This is a genomic window from Nocardioides speluncae (assembly GCF_003121585.1).
In the GTDB taxonomy this organism is placed as follows: Bacteria; Actinomycetota; Actinomycetes; order Propionibacteriales; family Nocardioidaceae; genus Nocardioides; species Nocardioides speluncae.
The window spans coordinates 91,997-116,605 of sequence record NZ_QEOO01000028.1; the positions used below are offsets into that span (position 1 = coordinate 91,997).

A 24,609-nucleotide genomic window follows, 5' to 3' on the forward strand; every position below is an offset into this window, starting at 1 on the left:
GCACGGGCTGCCCCGGCTCGTGCGTGGCGGCTGCGGCTCGAACGGCACCGGATCGGCGACCCTCGAAGCATGGCCGGCGCCCGACAGAATGCCGACGCCGCCAAGGCCGAGGCGACCAACGCTCTCGCCGACGGTCGCCGTCGCGCCGCCGGCGCGTCCGGGCCTGCCTCCACACCGGCCCTGGGCGGCCGCGCGGGCGCCGTACTCGCCCTGCAGCGGAACGCCGGCAACTCGGCGGTGTCCGCGTTGATGATGGCGAAGTTGCGGTCTCCTGATGGGGAAGCCCTGAGCGACATCGACGGCGCTCTCAAGGAGCTCAAGAAGGACGAGCCGGTCATCGAGACCGTCGACAAGGGGATGAAGCGGGCTGAGGCCGCCGGGGTCCCGGTCGAGCAGGAGGCTCCGAAGCCGCCTGCGGAGGCGCTGGCGGCGAACAAGACCGGGTTCGGCCCTGGCTCGGTTGCGCCGAAGAAGCCGGTGCCGCCGACCAAGCCGGTGCCAGCCATCCCGGCCGCGGCGAAGGCCGCAGCCGCGAAGCCAAAGATCGCCGGTGGCGCACCCGCTGCGAAGGCGGGCCCGGTTGGTCCGGCACCAGCTGGCGGGGGTGGCGGTGCCGGTGCGGCGATGGCTGCTCCGGAGCCGATGACGGCGGACAAACTGCTCCAGCCACCGGTAGCGCCGACCGGCGTGAAACCGGACGAGGACCCGGCGTTCGCGCAGGTCAAGGGCAATGTGAAGGGCTTCGCGAAGGCCAAGAAGGCGCACCCGCCGGCGTCGTCGAAGGCGAAGGAGGCGCAGGACGCCGCGCTGGCTCCGGCCGACGACATCTCTGGTCAGGCCAAGGCGGCCAAGGCCGACACGATGGACGCCCAGCAGGCCGGGACCTTCGACAAGAAGGCGTTCATCGCGGCGGTCAAGACCGCGATCGAGGCCAAGGCGCCCAAGAACCTGAAGGAGGCCAGCGACCCGAAGGCCAGCAGGGCGGGCGAGGTCAAGGGCGAGGTCAAGGGGATGGTCACCCAGGGCAAGGATGGTGCGTCGCAGGCCATCGAGGCGGCGACCGAGGCGCCCCCGGACCAGTCCAAGGCGATCGCCAAGCCAGTGACCCCGATGGCTCAGGAGAACCCGGGCGCGGCGCCACCGATCCCCGCGACCGGCGCCGTACCCAAGCCGGCACCCGCCGAGCAGACCAACCTGGAGGCCGGCAAGCACGAGGCCAACCAGGAGATGGCCGACGCGAACGTGACCGACGAGCAGTTGGCGAAGTCCAACGAGCCGGAGTTCCAGGGTGCGCTGGCCGACAAGCAGAAGGCCGCCGAGCACGCCGACACCGCGCCCGCGGCGTACCGCGAGCAGGAGCAGGCCACCATCGCCAAGGACAAGCAGGCCGCTGACGCCGAGGCGAAGGCCGGCGTCGCGGGCATGCAGGGCGCGAAAGGTGCGGCGCTGGCCAAGCTGGTCGCGGCCAAGGGCAAGACCAAGTCCAAGGACGAGCAGAAGCGGGCCGAGGTCACCGGCAAGATCCAGTCCATCTTCACCGCCACCGAGGCGGACGTGAAGAAGATCCTCGAGGGAATCGACCCGAAGGTCGACAAAGAGTTCGAGGCCGGGGAGAAGCAGGCCAAGCAGGCGTTCGAGACCTATGTCGCGGCAAAGATGTCGGCGTACAAGGCGGACCGGTACAGCGGCTGGCGGGGCAAGCTGCGCTGGGTCAGGGACAAGTTCAAGGGGATGCCGGACAAGGTCAACGAGTTCTACGTGGCCGGCCGCGAGCTGTACCTACAGCAGATGGACGGCGTGATCTCCCGGGTCGCCGACATCGTCGGTGGCGACCTGACCGCGGCCAAGCAGCGGATCGCGAAGGGCAAGAACGAGATCTCGGCGTACGTGAAGTCGCTGCCGAAGGATCTGGCCAAGGTCGGGTCGGAGGCCGCCAAGGACATCGGCGACAAGTTCGAGAAGCTCGAGTCCGACGTCACCGACAAGCAGAACGAGGTCGTCGAGTCGCTGGCGACCAAGTACGTCGAGTCCCGCAAGGCCCTCGACGAGCGGATCGAGGAGCTGCAGGCCGAGAACCGAGGGCTGATCGACAAGGCGATCGGCGCGATCAAGGCGGTCATCAACACGATCCGCGAGCTGGTCGCGATGCTGAAGAACACCCTGGCCCGCGCGGCCAGCGCGATCGGCGACATCATCAAGGACCCGATCGGCTTCCTCGGCAACCTGATCGGCGCGATCAAGGGCGGCATCAACAAGTTCTTCGCCAACATCGGCGTACACCTGAAGAAGGGCCTGATGGGCTGGCTCTTCGGTCAGCTCGGCGACGCCGGCATCGAGATCCCCGACAGCTTCGACATCAAGGGCATCATCAAGCTCCTCGCCTCGATCTTCGGCCTCACCTGGGCCAACATCCGCAGCCGGATCGTCAAGCAGATCGGCGAGAAGGCGATGGCGGCGATCGAGAAGGGCGTCGACATCTTCCAGAAGATCGCCAGCGGCGGCATCGGCGCGGTCTGGGAGATGCTGATGGAGAAGCTCGGCGACATCAAGACGATGATCATGGAGCAGATCCAGGACTTCGTGATCACCAAGATCATCACCGCCGGCATCACCTGGCTGATCTCACTGCTCAACCCGGCCGCCGCGTTCATCAAGGCCTGCAAGCTGATCTACGACGTGGTGATGTTCTTCGTGAACAACGCCGCCCGGATCATGAAGTTCGTCAACACCGTGATCGACGGCGTCGTCGACATCGCGAAGGGCAACGTCTCCTCGGTGGTCGACAAGATCGAGGACGCGCTCGGCCAGATGGTGCCGATCCTGATCGGCTTCATCGCCAGCGTGCTCGGCATCGGCGGCATCGGCGAGAAGATCCGCTCGATCATCCAAGCCATCCAGAAGCCGTTCAACAAGGCGATCGACTTCGTGATCAAGCAGGGCCTCAAGATCGCCGGCCCCGTCATCCGCGGGCTCACCAAGCTAGGCGGCAAGATCAAGGGCGGCGTCAACAAGCTCAAGGACAAGGCGCTGGCGAAGGTCCGCGGTGGCGACGACTCGCCCGCGGGCAAGCAGAAACGGTTGGACAGTGCGCTGGGGGCGGGCCAAGCGGCGGTGGACAAGCTGCCTGGCGCAAACTTCAAGGCTGCCCTCGCCCGGCCGGTCCTCGCGGCGATCAAGGCTCGGTACGGCCTGACCCGGCTGGAGCTGGTGGCGCGGGAGACGCACTGGGCGGTGGAGGGAGAGATCAATCCCAGGGGCAGCAGGACTACCGCGAGGCCGGTCTCCGTCGTTAGCTCCAAGTACGTCGTGCCTGGCACGAACAAGCTCCGCCCGTATGTATTGAGAGACGGCGTTCGCGAGTGGTTCTACAAGAAGAACTTCCGGCTCACCAACAAGACCACCGTTCTGAATGAAGCTGCGAAGGGAGCATCGGTCGGCTGGGTTTGGTGCGCGGGTCACGGTCGGTCAGCTCACCAGATCAGGCGCAACCAGGTCACTATCGATCACCGAGACACCCCCGTGGCCAAGCACTGGAACAGCAAGGGCCGCAAGACAGACCAGGCGACGCGCTATGCGTGGTATGACGATCCGAAGAACCTCGTCGTCCTGTGCGGACCGTGCAACAGCTCGAAGGGATCGGGCGGAATCACCTACGTCGACACCGTCGAGCCGACCTTCAAGGGATACCGCGAGTAGCGGAAGGTGACATCAGATGGAGACCTACTCACTCTGGAACGGCGTGCTCGACGACAAGGCGGTGCTGCTCTACGCCACCGCGATCAACGTCCAGGAGCTCGGTGCTGGCACGGCGAAGTTCATCGAGACCGTGCTCTCCGACTACGGTCTGCCCGACGAGGCCTCCGACTGGTCCATCTCCGAGCCGTTCGCGACCAGCTACCTGTGCCAGGACGACGAGTCCACCGAGTGGCGGGACCGGTGGTGGCTCACCTGGGACATCCGGATCGAGCTGGCGACGAACGAGCCGGTCCACCTGCCCGATCGATTGGTCGACACCTTCGCGTACGACGACTCGTGGTCCGGCGAGGAGGCCAGCCCGGAGGCGCTCGTCGTCATCGCAGAAGCCCCGGACTCGGCGCGGGCCAAGGAGCTGAAGGCGGACCTGACCGCGGGCGTCGCCAAGAAGCTCGGGGCGCGGCGCGCGCGACGGGCGCAGGTAGCGAACAGTCGCTCGCCCGGGCTGATCGAGGTGCGTGTCGAACCCGGTCGCCGGCCGATCTCGGACGCCGTCGCCACGGCAGACCTGGTGGAGCAGCTCGCGCGCAGTCTCGGCGCCGACACGCGGCTGCGACCCGGCTGACGCGGGCATGACTGCTTGGTGGGACCCTCCCGACCTACACGATGGTTTCGACACGCCGACTGGACGGCGTGTCGCCGAGATCGTGCCAGTCGAGGCGGCCCCTCAGACTCGGTGCAGGCGGCGGGCGGCCTCGGCGATCGAGCCACTCATCGACGGGTACACCGTGAACGCCTGGGCGAGCTGGTCGGCGGTGAGCGACTCGGCGACGGCGATCGAGACCGCGTGGATCAGCTCGGAGGCACGTGGGCCGACGATCACGCCGCCGACGATGATCCGGGTGCCGGGGCGGATGAACAGCTTCACGAAGCCGTCGTGAACGCCCTGCATCTTCGCGCGCGGATTGCCCGACAGCGGGAGCATCACGACCTCGGCGACGATCTCGCCCTCGTCGACGGCCTGCTGGGACCAGCCCACGGTGGCGATCTCGGGGGCGGTGAAGACGTTGGAGGCGACCTTCTTCAGGTCGAGCGGAGTGACCGCGTCGCCGAGGTGGTGCCACATCGCGATCCGGCCCTGCATGGCCGCCACACTGGCCAGCATGAGTACGCCGGTGCAGTCGCCGGCGGCGTACACGCTGCGGGCGGAGGTGCGCGAGACCCGGTCGACGGAGATGAAGCCGCTGTCGCCGAGGTTGACGCCGGACTCCTCCAGGCCGACGCCGGTGGTGTTGGGGACCGAGCCGAGCGCCAGCACGCAGTGCGAGCCCTCGACCTTGCGGCCGTCGGTGAGGGTGACCGTCACCGTGTCGCCGGAGCGGGTCACCGACTCCATCCGCGACTTCGAGAGCACCTCCATACCGCGCCGGGTCAGCACCTCCTCGAGTACGACGGCCGCGTCGGCGTCCTCGCCCGGCAGCACCCGGTCGCGGCTGGAGACCAGGGTGACCTGGATGCCGAGTGCAAGGTAGGCGCTGGCGAACTCGGCACCGGTCACGCCGGAGCCGACCACGATCAGCTTCCGCGGCACCTCGGTGATGTCGTAGACCTGCTCCCAGGTCAGGATCCGCTCACCGTCCGGCTGCGCGGTGGGCAGGGTGCGCGGCGCGGCACCGGTGGCGATCAGGATCGCGTCGGCGTCGTACACGTGCTCGCCGGCCTCGTTGGTCGCGATCACCCGCTCCGGACCGTCGAGCCGGCCGCGGCCGCGGACGATCTGCACGCCCTCCTTGGTCAGCCGGCGCTCGATGTCGGCGGACTGGTCGGCCGCGAGCTTCTTCACCCGCTCGTTGACCCGGGCCAGGTCGACCTGGATCGAGGTGGCCGCGTCGCCCTCGTGGTCGTGGAAGTTGACGCCGAGCTCGGCCGAGCCGGCCACCTCGGTCATCAGCTCGGCGGTCGCGATCAGGGTCTTGCTCGGCACGCAGTCGGTGAGTACGGCGGAGCCGCCGAGGCCGTCGCTGTCGACGACGGTCACCTCCGCCCCCAGCTGCGCGGCCACCAACGCAGATTCGTAGCCTCCGGGCCCACCACCGAGTATCACCACGCGACTCATGGCGCTCATTGTTGCAGTGCCGTTCTTTACGACCAGGAGTGACCAATGAACCAGCAACCTCCGCAACCGGGATGGTGGCAGGCGTCTGATGGCCGGTGGTACCCGCCGCAGCCGCCGCAGCAGGGGTACGGCGCGCCGGTCATGCAGGCCGGCCCGCCCAGGCGGTCCAGGTCGGGCAGCGGCTGCCTGGTCGGCTGCCTCGTCGCTCTCGTGGTGGTCGTCGCGGTCGGCGCCGCCGCCGCCTTCTTCGCCTACCGCTTCGTCGTCGACACCGCGGACAAGCTGATGAGCGACGTCGAGTGCCCATCGGCGTCGACGGTGTCCGACATCGTCGGCTCCGAGGTGAAGACGGTCGCGGAGGGCACGATCTTCGTTGCCTCGGGCTGCAGCTACGAGGCCGTCGACGCGGACTCCGGCGTCAACGTCCAGATCACCAGCGGCTCGTCGATCATCGAGGACGACGTGCGCGGCGAGTTCGAGACCACCGCGGAGGGCCAGGGCGCCTCGGTCGAGTCCGCCGATGTCGGCGAGGACGGCAAGAAGTTCGGCAGCGAGATCCGCAGTGGCGCGCTCGCCGGCAGCGGCGGACAGGTCGTCGAGGTCGAGGTCTGGTCGGCGAACCTGGCCAAGCCGATCGGCGACAAGTCCGACGCTGCCGTGGAGCTGCTCCGCGAGGTGGTGGAGTAGCCCGGGCCCGGGTCACCCGATCCGGGTGTGGGCGGTCGTCCAGTTGGTCTCCCAGGTGCTGCCGTCGTCGGTCGAGAACGCCTGCTCCCAGGTCGCGTTTTCGTCGTCGAGGACGGTCCACCGGAACCGGACCACCACTGGCCGTCCCTCCTGCACCTCCTCGCAGAAGAACTCACCCACCCCGTCCCGGAACCTCCCACGCACCGGCTCACCGAGCTCGGGCGCTCGGCTGTCGACCCAGTAGATCGCCCAGGTGCCGACGAGGAACCCGAAGTCGGACTCGGTCCTGCTGGTCGTGCTGGTCGTGTGCGTCAAGCTCAGGCGACCTTGGTGTGGAAGCTGCGCCAGTTGGTCTCCCAGGTCTCGCCGTCGTCGGTCGAGAACGCCTGCTCCCAGGTGGGGGCGGCCGGGTCGCGGACGTCCCAGCGGAACCGGACCCGCACCGGCGTGCCCTGGTGCTGGTCGTCGCCGTAGAACTCGCCGACGCCGTTCTCGAACCGGCCGCGGACCGACTCGCCCAGCTCCGGGTTGCGGTGGTCGATCCAGTGGATCGCCCACTCGTCGGCGGCGATGTCGTACGCGCGGAAGGTCAGGCCGGTGTAGAGGCCGGGCATCACGTTCTGGTCGACGCTGACACCGCCGTTGAGGTGCGGCCGGCCGTGCTGGGTGTGCTCGAACCGGGTCCACTCGGTGCACCCGGCGAGCCTCTCCTTGAGCCGCTCGTTGCGGACCTTGATGGTGCCGTTCATGAAGTCGAAGTCACCGGCGACCTTGGGCAGGTACGACGTGTCCAGCAGGACCGGCTCCTCCGCCGTGCGCCGGAACTCCATCTCCCAGTCCAGGTCCCATCTCTGGCCGTCGTTGGAGACCTGCTGCTGCCAGCGGGCCAGGTCGGGGCTGAGGTCGAACCACTCGTACGTCACGTGCCGCGACGCGCCGTCCGCCTCCTCGACGCCGACCAGCCGGCATCCGTCGGGTCCGACATCGCCGACCACCGGCGCGTCGATCACGCCGGAGCGGCTGCTGATCCAGTGCACCGACCACTGCTGGGTCTCCGGTGAGTAGATGCGCAGCGCCATTCCCGCGAAGTCGCGGTCCGGCACCGAGAGCTCCTCGACGCTGACCGCCCCGCCGAGGTAGGTCCACGCGGACGAGGTCCCGGAGAAGCTGTCGGTGCTCCCCTCGTGGAAGCGTCGCTGGGCCACGTCCCAGGTGCCGACGAGGAAGTCGAAGCCGGTGCTGATCTTGTCCGTAGGTTCTGCTGTCTGTGTCATGGCGACCATGCTGGCCGCGATACCTGACAGAGAGTGTCAGTGTTTATCGCTACTCTCGGCTGTGTGCGCTCGTCCCGGTTGGTCTCGATCCTGCTGCTGCTCCAGGCGCGCGGCCGGCTGACCGCGCAGGAGCTGGCCGACGAGCTCGAGGTCTCCCTGCGCACCGTCTACCGCGACATGGACGCGCTCTCGACCGCCGGCGTCCCGGTGTACGCCGAGCAGGGCCGGGCCGGCGGCTACCGGCTCGTCGACGGTTACCGGACCCGGCTCACCGGCCTCACCGACGGCGAGGCGCGGTCACTGTTCCTGGTGGGTCTGCCCGGCGCCGCCCGGGCGCTCGGTCTCGAAGGCGACGCGGCGGCCGCCGAGCTGAAGCTGCTGGCCGCGCTCGGCGGCGACCAGCGAGCACGCGCCGGCCGGCTCAGGGAGCGGTTCCACGTCGACCTGCCCGGCTGGTACCGCGACGCCGACGACACCCCGCACCTCGCCGCGCTGGCCGAGGCGGTGCTCGGCGACCGCTGGGTCTCGGTGACCTACCGGCGGTGGGAGGCGCCGCGCGAGGTCGAGCGCACGCTCGCGCCGTACGGCCTGGTGCTGAAGAACGGCACCTGGTACGCCGTCGCCGCCACTCGCGACCGAGACGGCACCCGCACCTACCGGGTCTCCAACATCCTGGCCCTGCAGCCGACGTCGGAAGCGTTCAAGCGGCCCTCCGACTTCGACCTCGCCGACCACTGGACGCGTCACCTCGCCGCCTTCGACGCCAGGCGCATCACCGGCACCGCGACGATCCGGATCGCTCCGACCCTGGTCCGGCGGCTGTCCGACTTCGGCGACCCGGAGCTCCGGCGCGCGGCGGCCGGCGGCGCCGTTGGCGACGACGGCTGGACCCGCGCCGTACTCAACATCGAGTCGGTCGACCACGCCGCCCGGCAGCTGATCGGCCACGGCACCGAGGTCGAGGTCGTCGACCCTCCCGAGCTGCGCGCTGAGCTTGGTCGGCGCGGTGCGTCACTTGTTGAGACCTACGCCGGAGCGCACGGCACGTAGGTCGTGCGCTCAGTCCCCAAGCCCGTCTAACGTGTACGCGCGGTGGCAGTTGCCTGACGGGGGGATCCAATGTTGCTGACGTATGTGGACGAGTCCTACACCAAAGAGCGGTACTACATAGCCGGGCTCGCGGTCCACCACGACGCTATTCGCTCACTGGAGAGTGAGCTTGCCGGCGTGGTGACGAAGGCGCGACGCACCTGCCGCGGTGTCACGGCCGGTAGTGAGCTCCATGGGCATCCGCTGTTCCATGGGAAGGAAGACTGGGCGCAGCTTCAACCGCGCCAGCGGATCGGCGTGTACGGCGATGCCTTGCAGGCGATAGCCGACCATGACGTGCGAATCTTCCTGCGGGGGTTGGACATACCAGCTCAGCGCAAGCGATACGGGCGCCCGATTCCCCCTCACGACGTGGTGCTCCAGCATCTGCTTGAGCGGGTCAACGGCTATGCAGCAAGAACCGACCAGGCGGCTCTGATCATTGCCGACGAGCTACAGGAAGACGACCGGCACCGGAAGAATCTGACCGACTTCCGGATGTATGGAACGCCGGGCTACCTCAGCTCGGAACTCCCACGGATCGTGGACACGATCCACTTCGCACCCTCACACCACAGCCGACTCTTGCAGGCTGCGGACTTGGTGGCCTTCCTCCATCGCCGACTCGAGACGCATACGGAGACAGACCTGCGTGCGACGAGGGCCAACGCTGCGCTCTGGGCGCGGATCCGCGCGAGAGTTGAGCATCAGCACTGCTGGCGTCCCTGACACGCACGAAGGCCCCGTCAGTGACGGGGCCTAAGGCTGGACGGGAGGCCATCGCTGGCGTCCACGTGTACAAGTCTAGAGGCGAGCTCTGGCAGCTCCAAGCATTGCGGCGCGTGTCACAGGTTGATCATGTGGCCGGCGATGCCCTCGACGGCTTCCTTCATGGCCTCACTGAGGGTGGGGTGGGCGAAGACGTTGCGGGCAACCTCGTCGGCGGTGAGGTCCCACTGCTGGGCCAGCGTGAGCGCCGGCAGCAGCTCGGTGACCTCGGGGCCGATCATGTGGGCGCCGACGATCTCGTTGTGCTCGGCGTCGGCGACGATCTTGACGAAGCCCACGCCCTCGGCCATGCCGCGGGCCTTGCCGTTGGCGGAGAACGGGAAGGAGGCGACCTTGACGTCATACCCCTTCTCCTTGGCCTGCGCCTCGGAGTAGCCGAACGACGCGATCTGTGGCTGGCAGAACGTCGCCCGCGGGATCATGTCGAAGTTGATCTCCATGGTCTCGGCACCGGCGATGGTCTCGGCGGCGACGACACCCATCGCCTCGGCGGTGTGCGCGAGCATCAGCTTGCCGGTGACGTCGCCGATCGCGTAGATGTTCGGGATGTTGGTGCGACCGCGGGCGTCGACCTCGATCGCGCCACGGTCGTTGAGCGCGATCCCGACGGCCTCCAGCCCATAACCCTCAACCCGCGGCGCGAAGCCGAAGGCGGCCAGGAACTTGTCGGCCTCGAGCACCTGCTCACCCTGCTCACCACTGGCGCCGGCCGCCGGGGCGACGGTGACCTTGACCACGCCGCCGGTGTCCTCGACGGTCTTGACCGCCGTCGAGAGCAGCACCTTCACGCCCAGCTTCTTGTACTGCTTGAGCAGCTCCTTGGACACGTCGGCGTCCTCGGTCGGCACCATCCGGTCCAGGAACTCCACGATCGTGACGTCGACGCCGAAGTTCTTGAGCACGTAGGCGAACTCCACACCGATCGCGCCCGAGCCGCCAATGACGATCGAGCCGGGGAGCTCGGCGTCGAGGATCTGCTCCTCGTAGGTCACCACGTTGTCGCTCAGCGACAGCCCGGGGATCAGCCGGACCTTGGCGCCGGTGCCGATGATCAGGTTGTCGAAGGTGTAGGAACTAACGACGCCGTCGCCTGTGCCACTTGGCTTCACGTCGAGCGAGGTGGCGCTGGTGATGGTGCCCCAACCGTCGAGCTCGGTGATCTTGTTCTTCTTCATCAGGTAGTGGACGCCCTTGGCGCTGGCGTCGGCGACCCCGCGGCTGCGCTTGTGGGTCGCGCCGAAGTCCATCGTGGCGTCGCCGCTGATCCCGAACGTCGCCTTCTCGTGGGTGATGATGTGGGCGATCTCGGCGTTGCGCAGCAGCGCCTTGGACGGGATGCACCCGACGTTGAGGCAGACGCCGCCCCAGTACTTCTCCTCGACGACGGCCACGGTCTGACCGAGCTGGGCCGCGCGGATCGCCGCGACGTACCCTCCGGGACCTGCACCAAGAACAATCACATTGAAGTGGGTCACGCCGGTCAGCCTATCTGTCGCCTCTCGGCCCGATACTCTCTGGCCTGTGACGCTGTACGCCGCTTACGGGACCAACCTCGACCCGCTACGCATGGCCGAGCGGTGCCCGCACTCGCCGCTGCGGACCACCGGCTGGCTCACCGGGTGGCGGCTCACCTTCGGTGGCGAGGACCACGGCTGGGACGGCGCGCTGACCACGATCGTGCAGGACCCGTTCGAGCAGGTCTTCGTCGCGGTGTACGACGTCACGCCGGAGGACGAGTCCGCGCTCGACGGCTGGGACTCCGCCGACACCGGCCTCTACCGCAAGACCAAGGTCCGTGTCGCCACGCTCACCGGTGAGCTGGTCACCTGGACCTACGTGCTGGATGCCTACGAAGGCGGCCTGCCCTCCGCGCTCACCATCGGCGCCCTCGCCGACGCGGCCGAGGCAGCCGACGCACCCGACGACTACGTGACCGCTCTGCGCGCGCGTCCCTGCCGATCGACCGGCCTGTAGCGACGTAACGCACCGCGCGCCGATTCGTTGGTCAAGTGACCAACCTCGGCCTTCCTGGAGTGCGCTATGGCCCGCAGACCCACCCTCCTCGCCGCCCTCGCCGCGGTAGCGCTGACCGCCCTGTCGCCCGGCGGAGCCACCTCGGCGAGCAGCCGTGCGCCGGCGCCTGAGGCCGCCCCAACCGGACTCCGAGACGTGATGTTCGTCGGCAACAACTGGGCGGGCACCGCCAGCATCGTCGACGCACGCAGTCCATTCCGGGTCCTCAAGCGCGGGGTCAACCTGATCCCCGACAAGGCGCAGGAACTCGCCGACATCCATGCCGACCCGGTTCGGCTGGCCTACTACCTCGCGATCCAGCAGGGGCCGGGAGAGGGGCACGACCAGTACGTCGACGACATGTTCACCACCCGCGGCGGTCGCTACCTGGCGGTCTCCCGACCGAGCTTCGCCGACGTGGTCTGGATCGACATCGCGAAGGCGACCGCCGGACGCCGCGACAGCATCGTCCGTGAGCAGCCCATGGACGGTTACCGCACCGACCACATGGGCCTGTCCCCCGACGGCCGGCGGCTGCTGGTGTCGGACTCGACCGACCGCAAGGTGATCGAGTACTCCATGGTCAGCCAGACGCTGCCGTCCGGACGCCGGGTGCGGCTCGGCGACCGGCTGCGAACCTTCCCGTCTGGGGAGACGCCGCACGAGAGCAACTACACCCGCGACGGCGCCCGGATCTTCCATGCCTCGATCGGCCGGGTCTACACCCCCGGTGACAGCACCGAGATCGGCCCGGTGCCGCTGGACCCGGTGCACGACGCTGTCAAGGGCGACCGCTGGTTCCAGATCGTGCGCAACCGCGACCTCAGGGTGATGCGCCGCTGGGACATGGGCAAGGAGCTGGCCGAGTCCGGCTACCCGCGGATGAGCAGCGCGGTTCGGCCGATGGCGGTCGCGCCGGGCGGCCGGTTCGTCTACTACCAGGTGTCGTTCTTCCACGGCCTGATCGAGTTCGACACCCAGGCAGCCGACCACAACGGCAAGGTCGACTACACCCGCGGCGGCCTGCCCGAGCCGCGTACCGGCGCGGTGCGCCGCGTCGTACCTCTGCCGAACCGAGTGCCAGACATGCCGCGTGAGCAGTACGTCAACGACTCCGCCCACCACGGTCTGGCCATCAACAGCAGCGGTACGACGCTGTGCGCCGCCGGCACCATGGACGACTACGCCGCGCTGGTCGACCGGGCGAGCATGAAGCGGGTCATCTTCGACAAGCGCCGCACGGGTCACCACTACGGCAAGCCCTACTGGACCACCGAGGGCTTCGCCGACACCTGCTGGGTCTCGCTCAGCGAGAGTGACGCGGTGGCGGTCCTCGACTTCACCCGAAAGCGGGAGCTGGCGTTCCGCAAGGTCGGCGACCACCCGCAGCGGATCCGGCACGGCGTCGTCCGCAACGCAACGGTCGCCACCTGGTGAGCAGGCGCCCTACTCCCACTCCCACCGGAAGCCGTAGCAGCCCGGTCCGAAGTTGAGCGCGATCGCGTGGGTGGAGTGGGAGTCGTCGAGGTACGCCTCACGAACCCGCTCCGGCTCGCCCTCCAGCCGCGAGTGCTGGACGATCCGGGCTGGCAGCGCGGCCGGGTCGAAGCTCACCTCGACCACGAACTCTCGGACGGGCAGCCGGAACTTGCGCTCGTAGTTGGTCGCGAGCGGGTACGGCGCCCGGTTGACCAGCTCGTGCTCGGTGATGATCGTCTCGCCCCGGGCCAGTGGCCGGTCGAATAGCAGCTCGGTGACCAGCAGGCCGTCCGCGGGACGGCTGACCACCCGGCCCAGCCGGCAGTGCTTGCGTGGCCGCACCAGCGGCAGCACCCGGTCGTGCTCGTCGAGGTGCAGGATCACCACCCACCGGTCGGCGCCGTCCTCCTCGGCGCGCAGCACCTGGCGGGACAGGAACGACAGCTCCTCCCGGGCGGGCCCGATCCGGGCCAGGTCGTGCTGGCTGATCCGGGTCAGCCGCTCGTCCCAGCGCATGTTGACCTCGTCGAGCGCGTCGTCGACGGCGGCCTGGTCCGGCCACCAGACCGAGGTGCCCGTGGGGGTGGGCTGCGGCTTGCCGAACCACCGGCCCCGCGGCCGCGGCGGCCCGAGCAGTGAGCTGAGCGATCCCGCCGGCACCTCGAGCACCTTCTCCAGCTCCGCCAGCGCGAGGAGCGAGTCGCGGCGCTCCGGCCGGCTGCGGCCGGACTGCCAGTAGCTCAGGGTCGCCAGGCTGACCGTGACACCAGCGCGGGTCAGCCGGTCGTGGATCCGGGTCAGTCCCAGTCCACGGGCCGCGATGGCGGCCCGCAGCGCAGCCTCGAACGGGCCGGTTGCCAGCAGGGCGTCCAGCTCGGCCGAGCCAGAGTCACCCCCAGAATCGGATACAGCGGCGTCACCGGGGGCGGGTGCGATGTCTTGGGGCGGGGCGGTCATGTCGACTCCATCGTCAAACTTTCAATCCCCCGAGAACTCGACGATAAGTCTTTACGTGGACAACGTGAAGTGCGTCACTGGACGACGAAAGGCCCAAAACCGACAGTTCAACTGTTAACTGTTAAGACGGATGGTGCTCGGTCCACCACCGGTAGAAGCTGGGGTTCCGGTCCACGAAGCCGAGGTAGGCGTCCAGTGCGGCCTTGCGGAGCTCCGCCGGGTCGACCGGGCAGCGCTCGGTCCAGGCCAGGCTGTAGCGCTGCACGATCGGGTCGCCGGCCAGCGGTCGCACCACCACCCCGAACCCCTCCGGCGCCATCGCCATGAACATCCCGACGTACCGGCCGCTGCTGACATAGGCGCGGGCCGTGGCGCTGTCGCTGACCTCGTGCGCGATCTGCGGCTCGAACCCGGCCTCCCGGCACGCCTTCCGCAGGTACGGCGTACCGGAGAGGTCGTCGGTCGGGTCGATCAGCCACTGCTCGTCGGCCAGGTCACTCAGGTTGACGACCGCCTGCGCCGCGAGCGGGTGGTGGTCGGCCAGCCCGATGAAGATCGGCTCGACCGGGATCAGCACCTCCCGCTGCACGCCGGGGGGCGTGGGCGTCTCGTAGTCGTGGAAGTCGACGATGAACGCGGCGTCCAGCTGGCCGTCCTGCACACGGCGCAGCAGCGCGGGCATCGACGTCTCCGAGTGTGTCCGCAGGGTCAGCTCGCCGGGTCTGGTCCGGCTCAGCTGGTGGATCACGGCCGGCAGCAGCGGGCCGGTCATCCCACCGAGCCGCAGCTCGATCGCACCCGCCGCGGCGTACGAGGCAACGTCCAGGCTGCGCAGCTCGTCCATGTCGGCCAGCACCAACCGCGCCTTGGCGAGCACCGCCCGGCCGCGCTCGGTGGGTACGACGCCGGTCCGGGTCCGCTCGAACAGGGGCGACCCGAGGTTCCGCTCGATCCGCCCGAGCTGGGCGCTCAGGGACGGTTGCGACTGCCCGAGTGCTACCGCCGCCTTGGTGACACTGCCGTGCTCGGCCACCGCGACCAGCACCCGCAAGTGCCGGATCTCCAGCTCCATACTCGCAATGCTATGGGCCATTCGGATGCGCATCTCCGCTAGTTCGTCGGTTCCCTTGGGTGGGCGCTTGCCCACGGGCAGGCTGGACATGGTCAGAACACCGACCATCCGGTGCGCGTGGAGAACGCCTCGAGCGCCGCCACGCCGGCCACCGAGTTGCCGCTCGCGTCGAGTCCGGGGCTCCACACGCACAGCACACAACGCCCCGGTACGACGGCCACGATCCCGCCACCGACACCGCTCTTGGCCGGTAGCCCGAACCGGTACGCCGCCTCCCCCGCGCGGTCGTACATGCCGCAGACCAGCATGGTCGCGTTCAACCGCTTGACGTCGGCGGCCGGCAGCAGCCGGGAGCCGTCGGACCGCAGCCCGCCAGTCGCCAGGAAGCGGGCGGCCAGCGCCACGTCCGCGCAGCTCATCGCGAGCGCGCACTGGCCGACGTACTGCTCCAATACCAGGTGCACCGGATGGTCGAGGTTCCCGAAGTCGGCGATCAGGTGGGCGAGCGCAGCGTTGCGATGACAGCTGGCCAGCTCCGACGCCGCGACGGCGTGATCAAGGTCGACGTGCGGGTTGCCTGACTCGGCCCGCACGAACCTCAGCAGCTCGTCGACCGCGTCGCTGCCAGGCAAGCTGAGCCCGAGCAGCCGGTCGGTGGTCACCAGCGCGCCGGCGTTCAGGAACGGGTTACGCGGGATCCCGCGGTCCCGCTCCAGCTGGATCAGGGAGTTGTAGGGGTCGGTGGACGGCTCGTGCCCGACCCGTTTCCAGATCTGGTCGTCGGCGGCCAGCACCAGGCCGAACGAGAAGACCTTCGAGATGCTCTGGATCGAGAACGGCACGTTGTACTCGCCCGCGCCGAACACCTCACCGGCCGGCGTCGCCAGTGCGATGCCGAACCGGTGCGGGTCGACCACGGCCAGCGCGGGAATGGAGCGGGCGACGACGCCCTGGCCGATCAGGGCCAGGACGTCGTCGTACACCGCATCGAGCACGCGCTGGTACGGCGGCTCACTCACGACTCGCCTACCGGACGGATATCGAGTCGTAGCTGGTGTACACCGGGTCGTCGGGATGGTTGTCGTCCCGGTTCACCAGGGTCAGCGTGTAGCTGTGCCCCGGCGTCACAGTCGCGGTCACCTCCTTCCAGCCGGCGCCGCTGGTGCAGGTCTTGCCCAGCGGCGTGGTGGTCTGCCCCGAGGTCCTGTCGAGCAGCACGACCTTCGCCCAGGCGTAGCGGACCGTGTCCGGGCAGGTCATCGAGTAGTAGACCGACAGCCTGCTGCTGCCCGCGGGTGCGGTGAAGGTCTGGCTCAGCGTCGACTCGCCGTTGGTCTGCTGGGTCGAGCCGAGCCGGGCGGCGCGGGTACCGGCCTGCGCCCCGGTGGACAGCAGCGTCGCCGTCCGTGCGGTACCCGCGACCGTCCAGCCCGACAGGTCACCGGCCTCGAACCCACCGTTGACCACTCCACCCGGCGGATCGGGATCCGGGTCCGGATCGCCGCCGAGCTGCTCCTCGATCAGCGCCGCGTACGTCGTCAGCTCGCTGGCGATCTGCGGGCCGGCGCAGTTGCTGTCTCCGGACTCGATCAGCCCGACCTGCCGGCGCCCGGCCGCGGTGCTGACCACCAGTGGCGCCCCGCTGTCTCCCGGGCAGACCCCGAGCTCGTCGTTCTTGGTCGGCCCGATGCACAGCTGCTTGGTGGCCGTGAACTGCCAGCCGAGCTCGGTGCACTTGCTGTCCTCGATCACCGGCAGCGTCGCCTTCTGGATGATCGAGGTGAAGCTGTTGCTGCCGCTCGGGCCGGTGAACCCGTAGGTGCTCAGCGTGGTGTCGGTCCCCGGCGCGTTGGTCGCGGTGTCGGTGGCGATCGTGATCAGCGACTCCCGCGTACCGATGTTGCGGTCCAGGGTCAGCACCGCCACGTCGTCACCGTCCAGGCCACCCCACTCGTAGTCGGGGTGCTTCCAGTAGCTGCTGATCTTGGCCACCTGTCCCTCGGTCGTGCGCAGGTCGGTGCGGCCCCAGATCACCTCCTTGTCCGCGATCGCGCCGTACGTCGGGTCCATGCAGTGCGCGGCGGTGACCACCTTGTTCGGCCGCACCAGCGAGCCGCCGCACGACACCTTCTGCGGGTGCGAGCTGCCCGGCCGGGTGATCACCACCGTGTACGGGTGCTCGGCGTGGGTGGTGTCGGTGCCGCCCTTGACCTGCTGCACCGGACCACCCTCACCCTGCTGCTGGCGCTGGCCGTCGACGCCGGTCGCCCCCGTTCCGGTCGTAGCGGTAAGGCTCCCCGCCACGACCAGACACCCGGCCAGCGCGACCGCCGCTCGTGTCCTGCTCACGCTCAGCTCACCTTCACTGCATCGAAGAGCGTGTAGACCGGGTCGTCGGGGTGGTTGTCGTCCCGGTTGACGAGGGTCAGCGTGTAGCTGCGGCCCGGGGTGACGGCCGCGGTGACCTGCTTCCATCCGGCACCGTTGGTGCAGGTCTTGGCGAGCGGGGTGCTGGTCTGGCCGGTCGTGTTGTCCTTCAGCACGACCCTCGCCCAGGCGTAGGTCACGGTGTCCGGGCATGTCATCGAGTAGTGCACGGACAGCTGGCTGCTGCCCGCCGGCGCGGTGAAGGTCTGGCTCAGCGTCGACTCGCCGTTGGTCGCCGAGGTCGAGCCCAGGCGTGCCGCCCGCGAGCCCTCGTGCGCACCCGAGGTCAGCACCGACCCGGCCTGCGCCGTACCACCGAGGGTCCAACCCGAGAGGTCCCCGGCCTCGAACCCGCCGTTGGTCAGCACGCCGCCGCTGTCACCGTCGGTCGTCACAGACACCGGATCACTCGCCGGCGACTCCAGACCGGGCTGGTCCTTCGCCTTCACCGTGAAGGTGTACGACGTACCCGCCGTCAGGCCGGTCACCGTCGCCGAGGTGCCGGCCACCGTGGTCGCCAACGAGCCACCGTTGTAGACGTTGTAGCCGGTCACCCCCTGGTCGTCGGTCGAGGCATCCCACGCCAGCGACACACTGGTCTGCGTCTTCCCGGTGCTCCGCAGGTTCCCCGGCTTGCTCGGGGGCTGGTTCCCACCGGGTTCGACCGCGAGCCGCCAGATCGCGTAGGCCTGGGCGTCGGCGGCCCGGTTCAGCGCCGTGGCGTTGATGTTGTCCGGGTACCTGTCGCACGCCTGGTGGTAGCAGGGGTCGAAGGCCCGGCCCGACGTGCCGCCCCACTTCTGCGCCTGGGCGGCCGTCATGGTCGCGCTGGCGCCGCTGGCGAAGCCCGAGGTCGGGATGCCGGCGTTCTTGAACGTGGCGTCGTCGGAACGGCCGGCGCCCTCGACGTTCTCCTCGGTCTGCACCGAGATGGTGTCGAAGTACCCCTTCAGTTGCGACCCGGCGGTCGTGGTGATGTTGTTGATGAAGTAGCCGGCGTTCGTCGAGGCCACCATGTCGAAGTTGAAGTAGTACTTGATCTTCGACCGGTCGGTAGACGAGAGGTTGTTGACGTAGAACTCAGAGCCATTGAGGCCCTGCTCCTCGTCGGTCCACCACCCGAACCTGACGTGCTTGGCCATGGTCGGGTTCTTCGCGGCGAGCGTCAGCGCGGTCTCGAGCAGGGTGCCCGAGCCGGAGGCGTTGTCGTTGCTGCCCGGGCCGGCCGAGACGCCGTCGAGGTGCGCTCCCAGCATCACGACCTGGTTCTCGTCACCACCCGGCCAGTCAGCGATCAGGTTGTCGGACTGGTAGACGCACCCGCTGGTGCAGGTCTGCCGCCGTACCGTGAACCCGGCGTCGCGCAGCTTCTGCTCGACGTACTCGACCGACGCGGTGTAGCCCGCGCTGCCCGCCCGCCGGTTCCCGCCGTTCTGGGTGGCGGCGTTCTGGAACTGCTGCAGGTGCTGCTTGACGTTGTCGACCGAGACGTCCGGCGGCTCGACGGGGTCGCTGCCGCCGGGGTCGGTCGTGACGCTGACCGCGGCGCTCGCCGGTGACACGTTGCCCGCGGCGTCCTTGGCCTTGACCGAGAAGGAGTACGCCGTGTTCGCGGTCAGGCCGGTGACGGTGGCGCTGGTGCCGGTGACCGTGGTGGCCAGTGTGCTGCCCCGGTAGACGTCGTACGCCGTGACGCCAGTGTTGTCGGTCGCGGCGTCCCACGCCAGCGAGACGCTGGTTGCCGTCTTGCCGGTGGAGCGCAGGTTGCCCGGCGCGGTCGGCGCCTGGGTGTCGCCGCTGCCGGTGCAGGTCGGGTCCGCGGTCTGCGCCGGCACGCTGACCGCGTCCCAGGCCGCCTTGACCTTGTTGAACTGGGTGCAGGTCGGGTCCAGGTCCTTGGCGGCGGCGAGGGTCCAGGTCCGGTACTTCTGGTAGTTCGCGCCGGAGGTCTTGCGCAGCAGCGCGTTGTAGACGACCTTCGTCGCCGCCTTGATGCCGATGCCGGTCAGGGGGCCGCTGTTGTTGCAGGTCGGGCTGGTGGGCTTGGTGCCGCCGGGGTTGGTGCCCTCGGCGAGCAGGTAGAACCAGTGGTTGCCGGGGCCAGCCGCGGAGTGCACAGAGCCAGGCAGCGAGGTGGACCAGCAGTTCGGGTCGTTGTTGACCTTCGACGGCTCGGCCATGTTCCGGATCGGGCCGCTGCCGGTCAGGTTGACGGTCTCACCGACCAGGTAGTCGCCGGGAGTGTCGTACGGCGACGGCTCGTTGGCGTACTCCTCGGTAGCGGCGCCGAACACGTCGGCGATGTGCTCCTGGAGCGGCGCACCGCTGAACCCGCCCGGGGTGTACTCGTCGATGCCGTGGCCGTGCTCGTGGCCGACCACGTCCAGCGCGGAGATCCACTCGTTGCGCGAGTTGTAGCCGACCGTCATGTAGGTGCTGTTCCAGTGAGCGTTCTGGCCCAGCGGGTCGCCCATGTAGATCGGGTACCACTGGCCGCTCGAGCCGATCCCGTCGCGGCCCAGCCACTCCTTGAGCATCTCGGCCTGCTTCTTGGCCACGAACATGGCGTCGACGCAGCCGGTCACCTTGTCGGTGCCGGTGCCGCTGCCCCAGGTGTCGTCGGCGTCGGTGTAGATCTGCTTGTTGTCGTTGTTGCCGCACTTCAGCCCGCTGAGGTTCGGGTCGGTCATGCTGTAGTTGCCGGCCGAACCCGTGGTACCGAAGCTCAGCGGCGGCGGGCCGTTCCACTTCCCGTTGCCGGTGCCGGCGACCACGCGGTCCTTCTTGTCCAGCACCTTGCCGGTGAACGCGTCGACGAAGACGTCGAGCTTGCTCGGCAGCTTGTTCGCCCTGGTGCCGTGTACGACGACCTGGAACGCCAGCCGCTGCCGGCCGACGGCGTACACGACCAGGCGGTTGGACTCGACGCTGTCGACCTTCGCCACCTGCCGGCGGGCGATCTTCTCCGCCTGTGCCTTGGTCAGCTGCGGCCGGAGGGCCACGTTGATCGGCTGCTGCTGCTGGACCGAGGTGCCGCGTACCTTCCCCTTGGCGTCGGTGACCACGACGAAGTCACCACCGATGACCGGCAGGCCGAAGTAGGTGCGGGCGTAGGGGACGTACTGCACGCCGTCCGGCGTGCTGATCACGTCGAGCTGGTAGTACTCGTCGCGCTCACTGGGCTTGAGGTCGGCCGACTGCTGCTTGACCAGCTTGCTGGCCGCCGCGGCCGCCGCTCGCTCGTCGGGGCCGGCGGACGGGGCGTCGGCGCCACTCGGCCGGCTGGCCGCCTGGGGTCCGATGATGGCTACGGCTGCGGCGGCGATGACCGCTGCGACCAGCGCCGGTGCTCCGCGAGTTCGCAGCTTCGACTGCTCTGACATGGGGGTTCTCCGATTTCTTGAGCTAGAGATGGGGGCGGGGTGGCTGGTCAGACCGTGATCGACCAGCCGCTGAGAACGCCGGTGTCGCCCGGCCCGTTGTCACCGATCCGCAGCTGCCAGGTGCCGCGCGCCACCTCGCTGGCCGTCGGTGTGAACGTGAACGTGCGGGTGCTCGCGAACGGCGTGCAGTTCCAGTTGTTGTCGCCGTACGCCTTGAGCTGGTAGTACCGGCCGCTGGGCGAGCGGACCCCGATCTGCAGGTCCTCCTGGCAGGTGTGGGTCGCGGTGACCTTCACCGTGACCGGTGTCGCCGCCGCGCCGTCCGCCGTCGAGCTGACGTTGCTCGTGGTGACCTGGAAGTCGCGGATCGGGTAGTCGGTCTCGTTGCTGAAGGTGCGCTCGCCGCCGCCGTCGCCGCTGGTCCGCACGATGACTGCACGGGTCGGCTTGGACTTGTTGCCGGCCGCATCCTTGGCCTGCACGGTGAAGGAGTAGTCGGTGTTCGGGGTCAGCCCGGTCACCGTCGCCGAGGTCGACGTGGAGCTGGTCGCCAGTGTGGTGCCGCGGAAGACGTCGTACCCGCTCACGCCGACGTTGTCGACCGAGGCGTCCCAGCTCAGCGACACCGAGGTGCTGGTGACGCCGGTGGACCGCAGCCCGCCGGGGGTGGTCGGCGGCTCGTCGTCGCCGCCCGGGTCGCCGGTCTGGGTGCGCGCGGTCACCGAGCTGCTGGCCGCCGAGGTGTTGCCGGCGGCGTCGCGGGCCTTGACCGTGAACGTGTAGTCGGTGTTGGCGGTGAGCCCGCTGACCGTGGCCGAGGTGCCGGTGACCGTGGTCGCCAGCGCGCTGCCGTTGTAGACGTCGTACGCCGTGACGCCGACGTTGTCGGTCGACGCGGTCCAGCTCAGCGAGACGCTGTTGGCGGTGGTGCCGGTCGAGCGGAGCCCGCTCGGAGCCGTCGGCGCCTGCGTGTCGTCGCCACCGCCGCCGGTGAGCAGGGTCAGGTTCCACTTCTGCAGTGCCTCGTTGACCGGCTGGAAGATCGCGTTGTCCCCGGCCGGGCAGCTGTTGCCGTTGAGACCGCCCTCGTGCAGGCCGACCGCCTTGGTGCCGACCAGCCACGAGCCACCCGAGTCGCCGCCCTGCGAGCAGGAGTCGGTGAAGGTCAGGCCCTCGATGACCAGGCCGCCGCTGTACTCGACCGTCTGGTTGACCTTGGTGACCTTGCCGCACTCCCACTTCGGGTCCGTCCGGCCGGAGTGGCAGACCGCCTCGCCGACCATCGCCTCGGCGGAGCCGCTGACGATGATGTTCGACCCGGTCCCCCAGGTGTTCACCTCGGGCTTGAGCGTCCAGCTCGCCTCGGTGACGTCGACCTTGCCGAAGTCGCCCTCGCGGTTGTTAAAACTGCCGTTGACGTTGCCGATCTTGACCTGGCCGACCTCGCTGTACGCCGTGGTCCCGGTCGCTGTGCAGTGGCCCGCGGTGAGGTAGTGCTTGCTGCCCCCGGTCCCGGTCGCGTTGAAGCCGACCGAGCAGTTGTTGTTGGTCTGGCCGCGGTTCCAGCCGGCGCCGTTCAGCAGGTCCGCCTGCTGGAGCGGAGCGCCTTCGCTCTCGACGACCCGCACGCCAGGCAGCGCCCGCACCCGCTTGATGAACCTCTCCGTCGCGGCGGTCTTCGCGTTCCGGTTGATGGCGACCGACACCGAGTTGGACACGAGGTCGACACCGAAGCTCTTCAGGCCGGGCATCCGCTTGCCGGCCGCCTTGCGGACTTGGGCGACCAGGCGATCCAGCTCGGCCTGGCTCCGCTCGACGACCTTCGCCTCGGCACCGGCCGCCCGGGCCTGCTCGGCGGCCGCACCGCTGGTGACCGCCACCGCGAGTTTGCCGCTCTCGGCGTCGAACCAGTGGCCGGCGAGGTCCTCGTGGACCGACTCGGGCAGCCGCTTGTACGTCGCGTGCGCGGCGTCCTGGTCCTGCAGCCGCTCGCGGGCCTCCGCCCGGGAGATGTCCAGCGCCGCGGCGACTCCGGCGACCTGGGCGACAGGTGCGGCACCGGGGTCAGGCTTGGCGGCACGGGGTGCGGCAGCGGGAGCCGACGTCGCGCCCGCGCCCTGTTCCGGCGTACCGCCGTAGCTCTGCGCGACGCCGAGGGCACCGGCCGCGAAGGCCAGGCCGCAGGTCACACTCACGAACTTCCTACGAAATACCATCTGCTTTGTCTCCTTGGCAGGGCGGATGAGTTGCAAGGTGACATGACGATAGGTCGAAGATTCCGTGAATATAACCGCCTGGAATGCGTAACAGTTAAGAGCCAAACTTAAGGTCGATTGCCGACGCCATTGTTAATTGTCAAAGCAACGGGCGATATCCCGCGGCAGGCCCGCGAGTGGGGGTCGCAGGCCTGTCGCGGGAGTCTGGATCAGTGCGTCAGCAGCTCAGCAGGGGCCGAGGTTGCGCCAGTTGCCCCACGGTGAGCCGGGCGGGTAGCCCCACGTGTAGTAGGTCGACTGCCACTTGTTGCCCTGGTAGGACACCTGGGTGTTCGGCGGGTAGTTCACCCCCGAGCGCCACGCCGGCAGCGTGCAGCCGGGCCCGGGTCCAGGGCCAGGACCGGTGCCACCGGTGACCTGGTCGATCCACTGCTTGTGCGCCGGGACGCTGCCGTAGATCGCCGCGGTGTTGGACTGGCACGGGTGCCGGCCCTGACCGGCGCGGCTGGTCGCGCCGGTGAGCTGCCACTGACCGCCGACCTGCCGGATGGCCGGGCCGCCGGAGTCGCCGTAGCACGCGCTCTTACCGGAGACTCCCCCGAGACAGAGCTCCAGCTGAGCGTTGAACTGGTTGGTGCAACCGCTGGTGACCTGCACGTCGACCTGCATCAGCTGGCTCGGCCGGTCGCCCTGCTCGCCCGTCGTACTGCCCCAGCCGATCAGCCGGGTCGCCGTCCCCTGAGCACCGCCGTCGGCGGCGATCGTGATCGGCTGCTGCGAGACGTTCTGGTCGAGCTTGAGCAGCGCGACGTCGCTGTTCGGAGCGTTGTACTTGGCGACGACCCGCGCCACCGAGCCACCGGACGCCCAGGTCCGGGTGCCGACCCGCACCTGGTACGGGTTGATGTCGGCACAGTGGGCGGCGGTCACCACCCAGTTCGGCTTGATCAGCGAGCCGCCGCAGAAGTGGCTGCCGCTGGAGTTCTGCAGGGAGACCATGAACGAGTACGTCTCGCTCGCGGGTACGCCGCCGACGATCTGCGGCGAGACACCGCCGTCGTCATCCGGTTTGGCGCCCGCCTCACCGATGGACAGCAACGCCAATGCCGTGGCCAGTACGGCGACGAGGCTGTTTCTCAACAATCTCATGTCGGAACCTTTCGATACGCCTTCATTGCCCGCCCGAGCGGGGGCGGATCGACATTCGTCGAGTGCGGCGACAATAGGTCGGTGACAACGGCATGCGGAATGGCATGCGGAATTCAACTGTTAACCATTAACAATTGTTCGCAATAGAGCTGCGGGTGGCAGCCAAGGCCCAATGCCACGTAGCGTAGATCGGTCTGTCATGCGGCTCTCGGTCTGAGGGCGTGGAGGTTGATCGTGGGTGGATCTGGGTGGCTGGTGCTGGCGG

18 protein-coding genes are annotated in these 24,609 nt (G+C 68.9%); 7 read left to right on the top strand and 11 right to left on the bottom strand.

The features are described 5' to 3' along the window. Positions 1-69: 69 nt before the first annotated feature. Positions 70-3,696, top strand: coding sequence for a phage tail protein (locus DDV73_RS15930; protein ID WP_206050904.1), 3,627 nt, complete (start codon positions 70-72; stop codon positions 3,694-3,696). Positions 3,697-3,712: 16 nt separating this feature from the next. After that, the gene (locus DDV73_RS15935) at positions 3,713-4,318 is read left to right on the top strand and encodes a hypothetical protein (RefSeq protein WP_109508243.1); all 606 of its coding nucleotides are present in this window, start codon (positions 3,713-3,715) and stop codon (positions 4,316-4,318) included. 102 nt (positions 4,319-4,420) lie between these two features. On the opposite strand, the gene DDV73_RS15940 is transcribed toward DDV73_RS15935, so the two are convergent. Continuing rightward, positions 4,421-5,809, bottom strand: coding sequence for an NAD(P)H-quinone dehydrogenase (locus tag DDV73_RS15940; RefSeq protein WP_109508244.1), 1,389 nt, complete (start codon positions 5,807-5,809; stop codon positions 4,421-4,423). 45 nt (positions 5,810-5,854) lie between these two features. On the opposite strand from DDV73_RS15940, the gene DDV73_RS15945 reads away from it, so the two are divergent. Then, the gene (locus DDV73_RS15945) at positions 5,855-6,496 is read left to right on the top strand and encodes a cysteine-rich/transmembrane domain-containing protein (RefSeq protein WP_109508245.1); all 642 of its coding nucleotides are present in this window, start codon (positions 5,855-5,857) and stop codon (positions 6,494-6,496) included. A gap of 12 nt (positions 6,497-6,508) precedes the next feature. Here the strand turns inward: DDV73_RS15945 and DDV73_RS15950 are convergent, their stop codons facing one another. Together DDV73_RS15950 and DDV73_RS28775 are read right to left on the bottom strand one after the other, a co-directional pair. Beyond that, on the bottom strand, positions 6,509-6,811 hold the full coding sequence (locus DDV73_RS15950; RefSeq protein WP_109508246.1) for a hypothetical protein: 303 nt from the start codon (positions 6,809-6,811) through the stop codon (positions 6,509-6,511). A 2-nt stretch (positions 6,812-6,813) separates the two neighbouring features. After that, entirely contained in the window at positions 6,814-7,770 is a 957-nt protein-coding gene (locus DDV73_RS28775; protein WP_206050905.1) for a hypothetical protein, read from the bottom strand. 63 nt (positions 7,771-7,833) lie between these two features. On the opposite strand from DDV73_RS28775, the gene DDV73_RS15960 reads away from it, so the two are divergent. Both DDV73_RS15960 and DDV73_RS15965 read left to right on the top strand, forming a co-directional pair. Continuing rightward, a complete protein-coding gene (locus DDV73_RS15960) occupies positions 7,834-8,820 on the top strand; it encodes a helix-turn-helix transcriptional regulator (RefSeq protein WP_109508247.1) in 987 nt (328 codons plus the stop codon). Between the two features lie 69 nt (positions 8,821-8,889). Beyond that, positions 8,890-9,588: a DUF3800 domain-containing protein gene (locus tag DDV73_RS15965; RefSeq protein ID WP_109508248.1), complete on the top strand. Its 699-nt coding sequence runs from the start codon at positions 8,890-8,892 to the stop codon at positions 9,586-9,588. A gap of 116 nt (positions 9,589-9,704) precedes the next feature. Here DDV73_RS15965 and lpdA read toward each other — a convergent pair whose 3' ends face one another. Continuing rightward, positions 9,705-11,123, bottom strand: coding sequence for a dihydrolipoyl dehydrogenase (gene lpdA / locus DDV73_RS15970; protein ID WP_109508249.1), 1,419 nt, complete (start codon positions 11,121-11,123; stop codon positions 9,705-9,707). Positions 11,124-11,169: 46 nt separating this feature from the next. Between lpdA and DDV73_RS15975 the strand changes: the two genes are divergently transcribed. Both DDV73_RS15975 and DDV73_RS15980 read left to right on the top strand, forming a co-directional pair. Further along, positions 11,170-11,622: a gamma-glutamylcyclotransferase family protein gene (locus DDV73_RS15975; protein WP_109508250.1), complete on the top strand. Its 453-nt coding sequence runs from the start codon at positions 11,170-11,172 to the stop codon at positions 11,620-11,622. Between the two features lie 66 nt (positions 11,623-11,688). Next, the gene (locus DDV73_RS15980) at positions 11,689-13,098 is read left to right on the top strand and encodes a YncE family protein (RefSeq protein WP_109508251.1); all 1,410 of its coding nucleotides are present in this window, start codon (positions 11,689-11,691) and stop codon (positions 13,096-13,098) included. Between the two features lie 9 nt (positions 13,099-13,107). On the opposite strand, the gene DDV73_RS15985 is transcribed toward DDV73_RS15980, so the two are convergent. The 7 genes from DDV73_RS15985 to DDV73_RS16015 all read right to left on the bottom strand — a co-directional run bounded on the left by DDV73_RS15985 (position 13,108) and on the right by DDV73_RS16015 (position 24,344). Further along, positions 13,108-14,097, bottom strand: coding sequence for a DinB family protein (locus DDV73_RS15985; RefSeq protein WP_109508252.1), 990 nt, complete (start codon positions 14,095-14,097; stop codon positions 13,108-13,110). A 121-nt stretch (positions 14,098-14,218) separates the two neighbouring features. Further along, positions 14,219-15,169 carry a LysR family transcriptional regulator gene (locus DDV73_RS15990; protein ID WP_161962423.1) on the bottom strand — a complete coding sequence of 317 codons (951 nt, stop codon included), beginning with the start codon at positions 15,167-15,169 and terminating at the stop codon, positions 14,219-14,221. 92 nt (positions 15,170-15,261) lie between these two features. Continuing rightward, positions 15,262-16,188, bottom strand: coding sequence for a glutaminase (locus tag DDV73_RS15995; protein ID WP_109508254.1), 927 nt, complete (start codon positions 16,186-16,188; stop codon positions 15,262-15,264). 7 nt (positions 16,189-16,195) lie between these two features. Further along, entirely contained in the window at positions 16,196-17,518 is a 1,323-nt protein-coding gene (locus DDV73_RS16000; RefSeq protein ID WP_161962424.1) for a trypsin-like serine protease, read from the bottom strand. 2 nt (positions 17,519-17,520) lie between these two features. After that, positions 17,521-20,979, bottom strand: coding sequence for a M28 family peptidase (locus tag DDV73_RS29195; protein ID WP_109508256.1), 3,459 nt, complete (start codon positions 20,977-20,979; stop codon positions 17,521-17,523). Positions 20,980-21,026: 47 nt separating this feature from the next. Continuing rightward, positions 21,027-23,174 (bottom strand): fibronectin type III domain-containing protein, encoded by a 2,148-nt coding sequence (locus tag DDV73_RS16010; protein ID WP_154402780.1) that lies wholly within the window; start codon positions 23,172-23,174, stop codon positions 21,027-21,029. Positions 23,175-23,420: 246 nt separating this feature from the next. Continuing rightward, on the bottom strand, positions 23,421-24,344 hold the full coding sequence (locus DDV73_RS16015) for a trypsin-like serine protease (protein ID WP_109508258.1): 924 nt from the start codon (positions 24,342-24,344) through the stop codon (positions 23,421-23,423). Between the last annotated feature and the right edge of the window lie 265 nt (positions 24,345-24,609).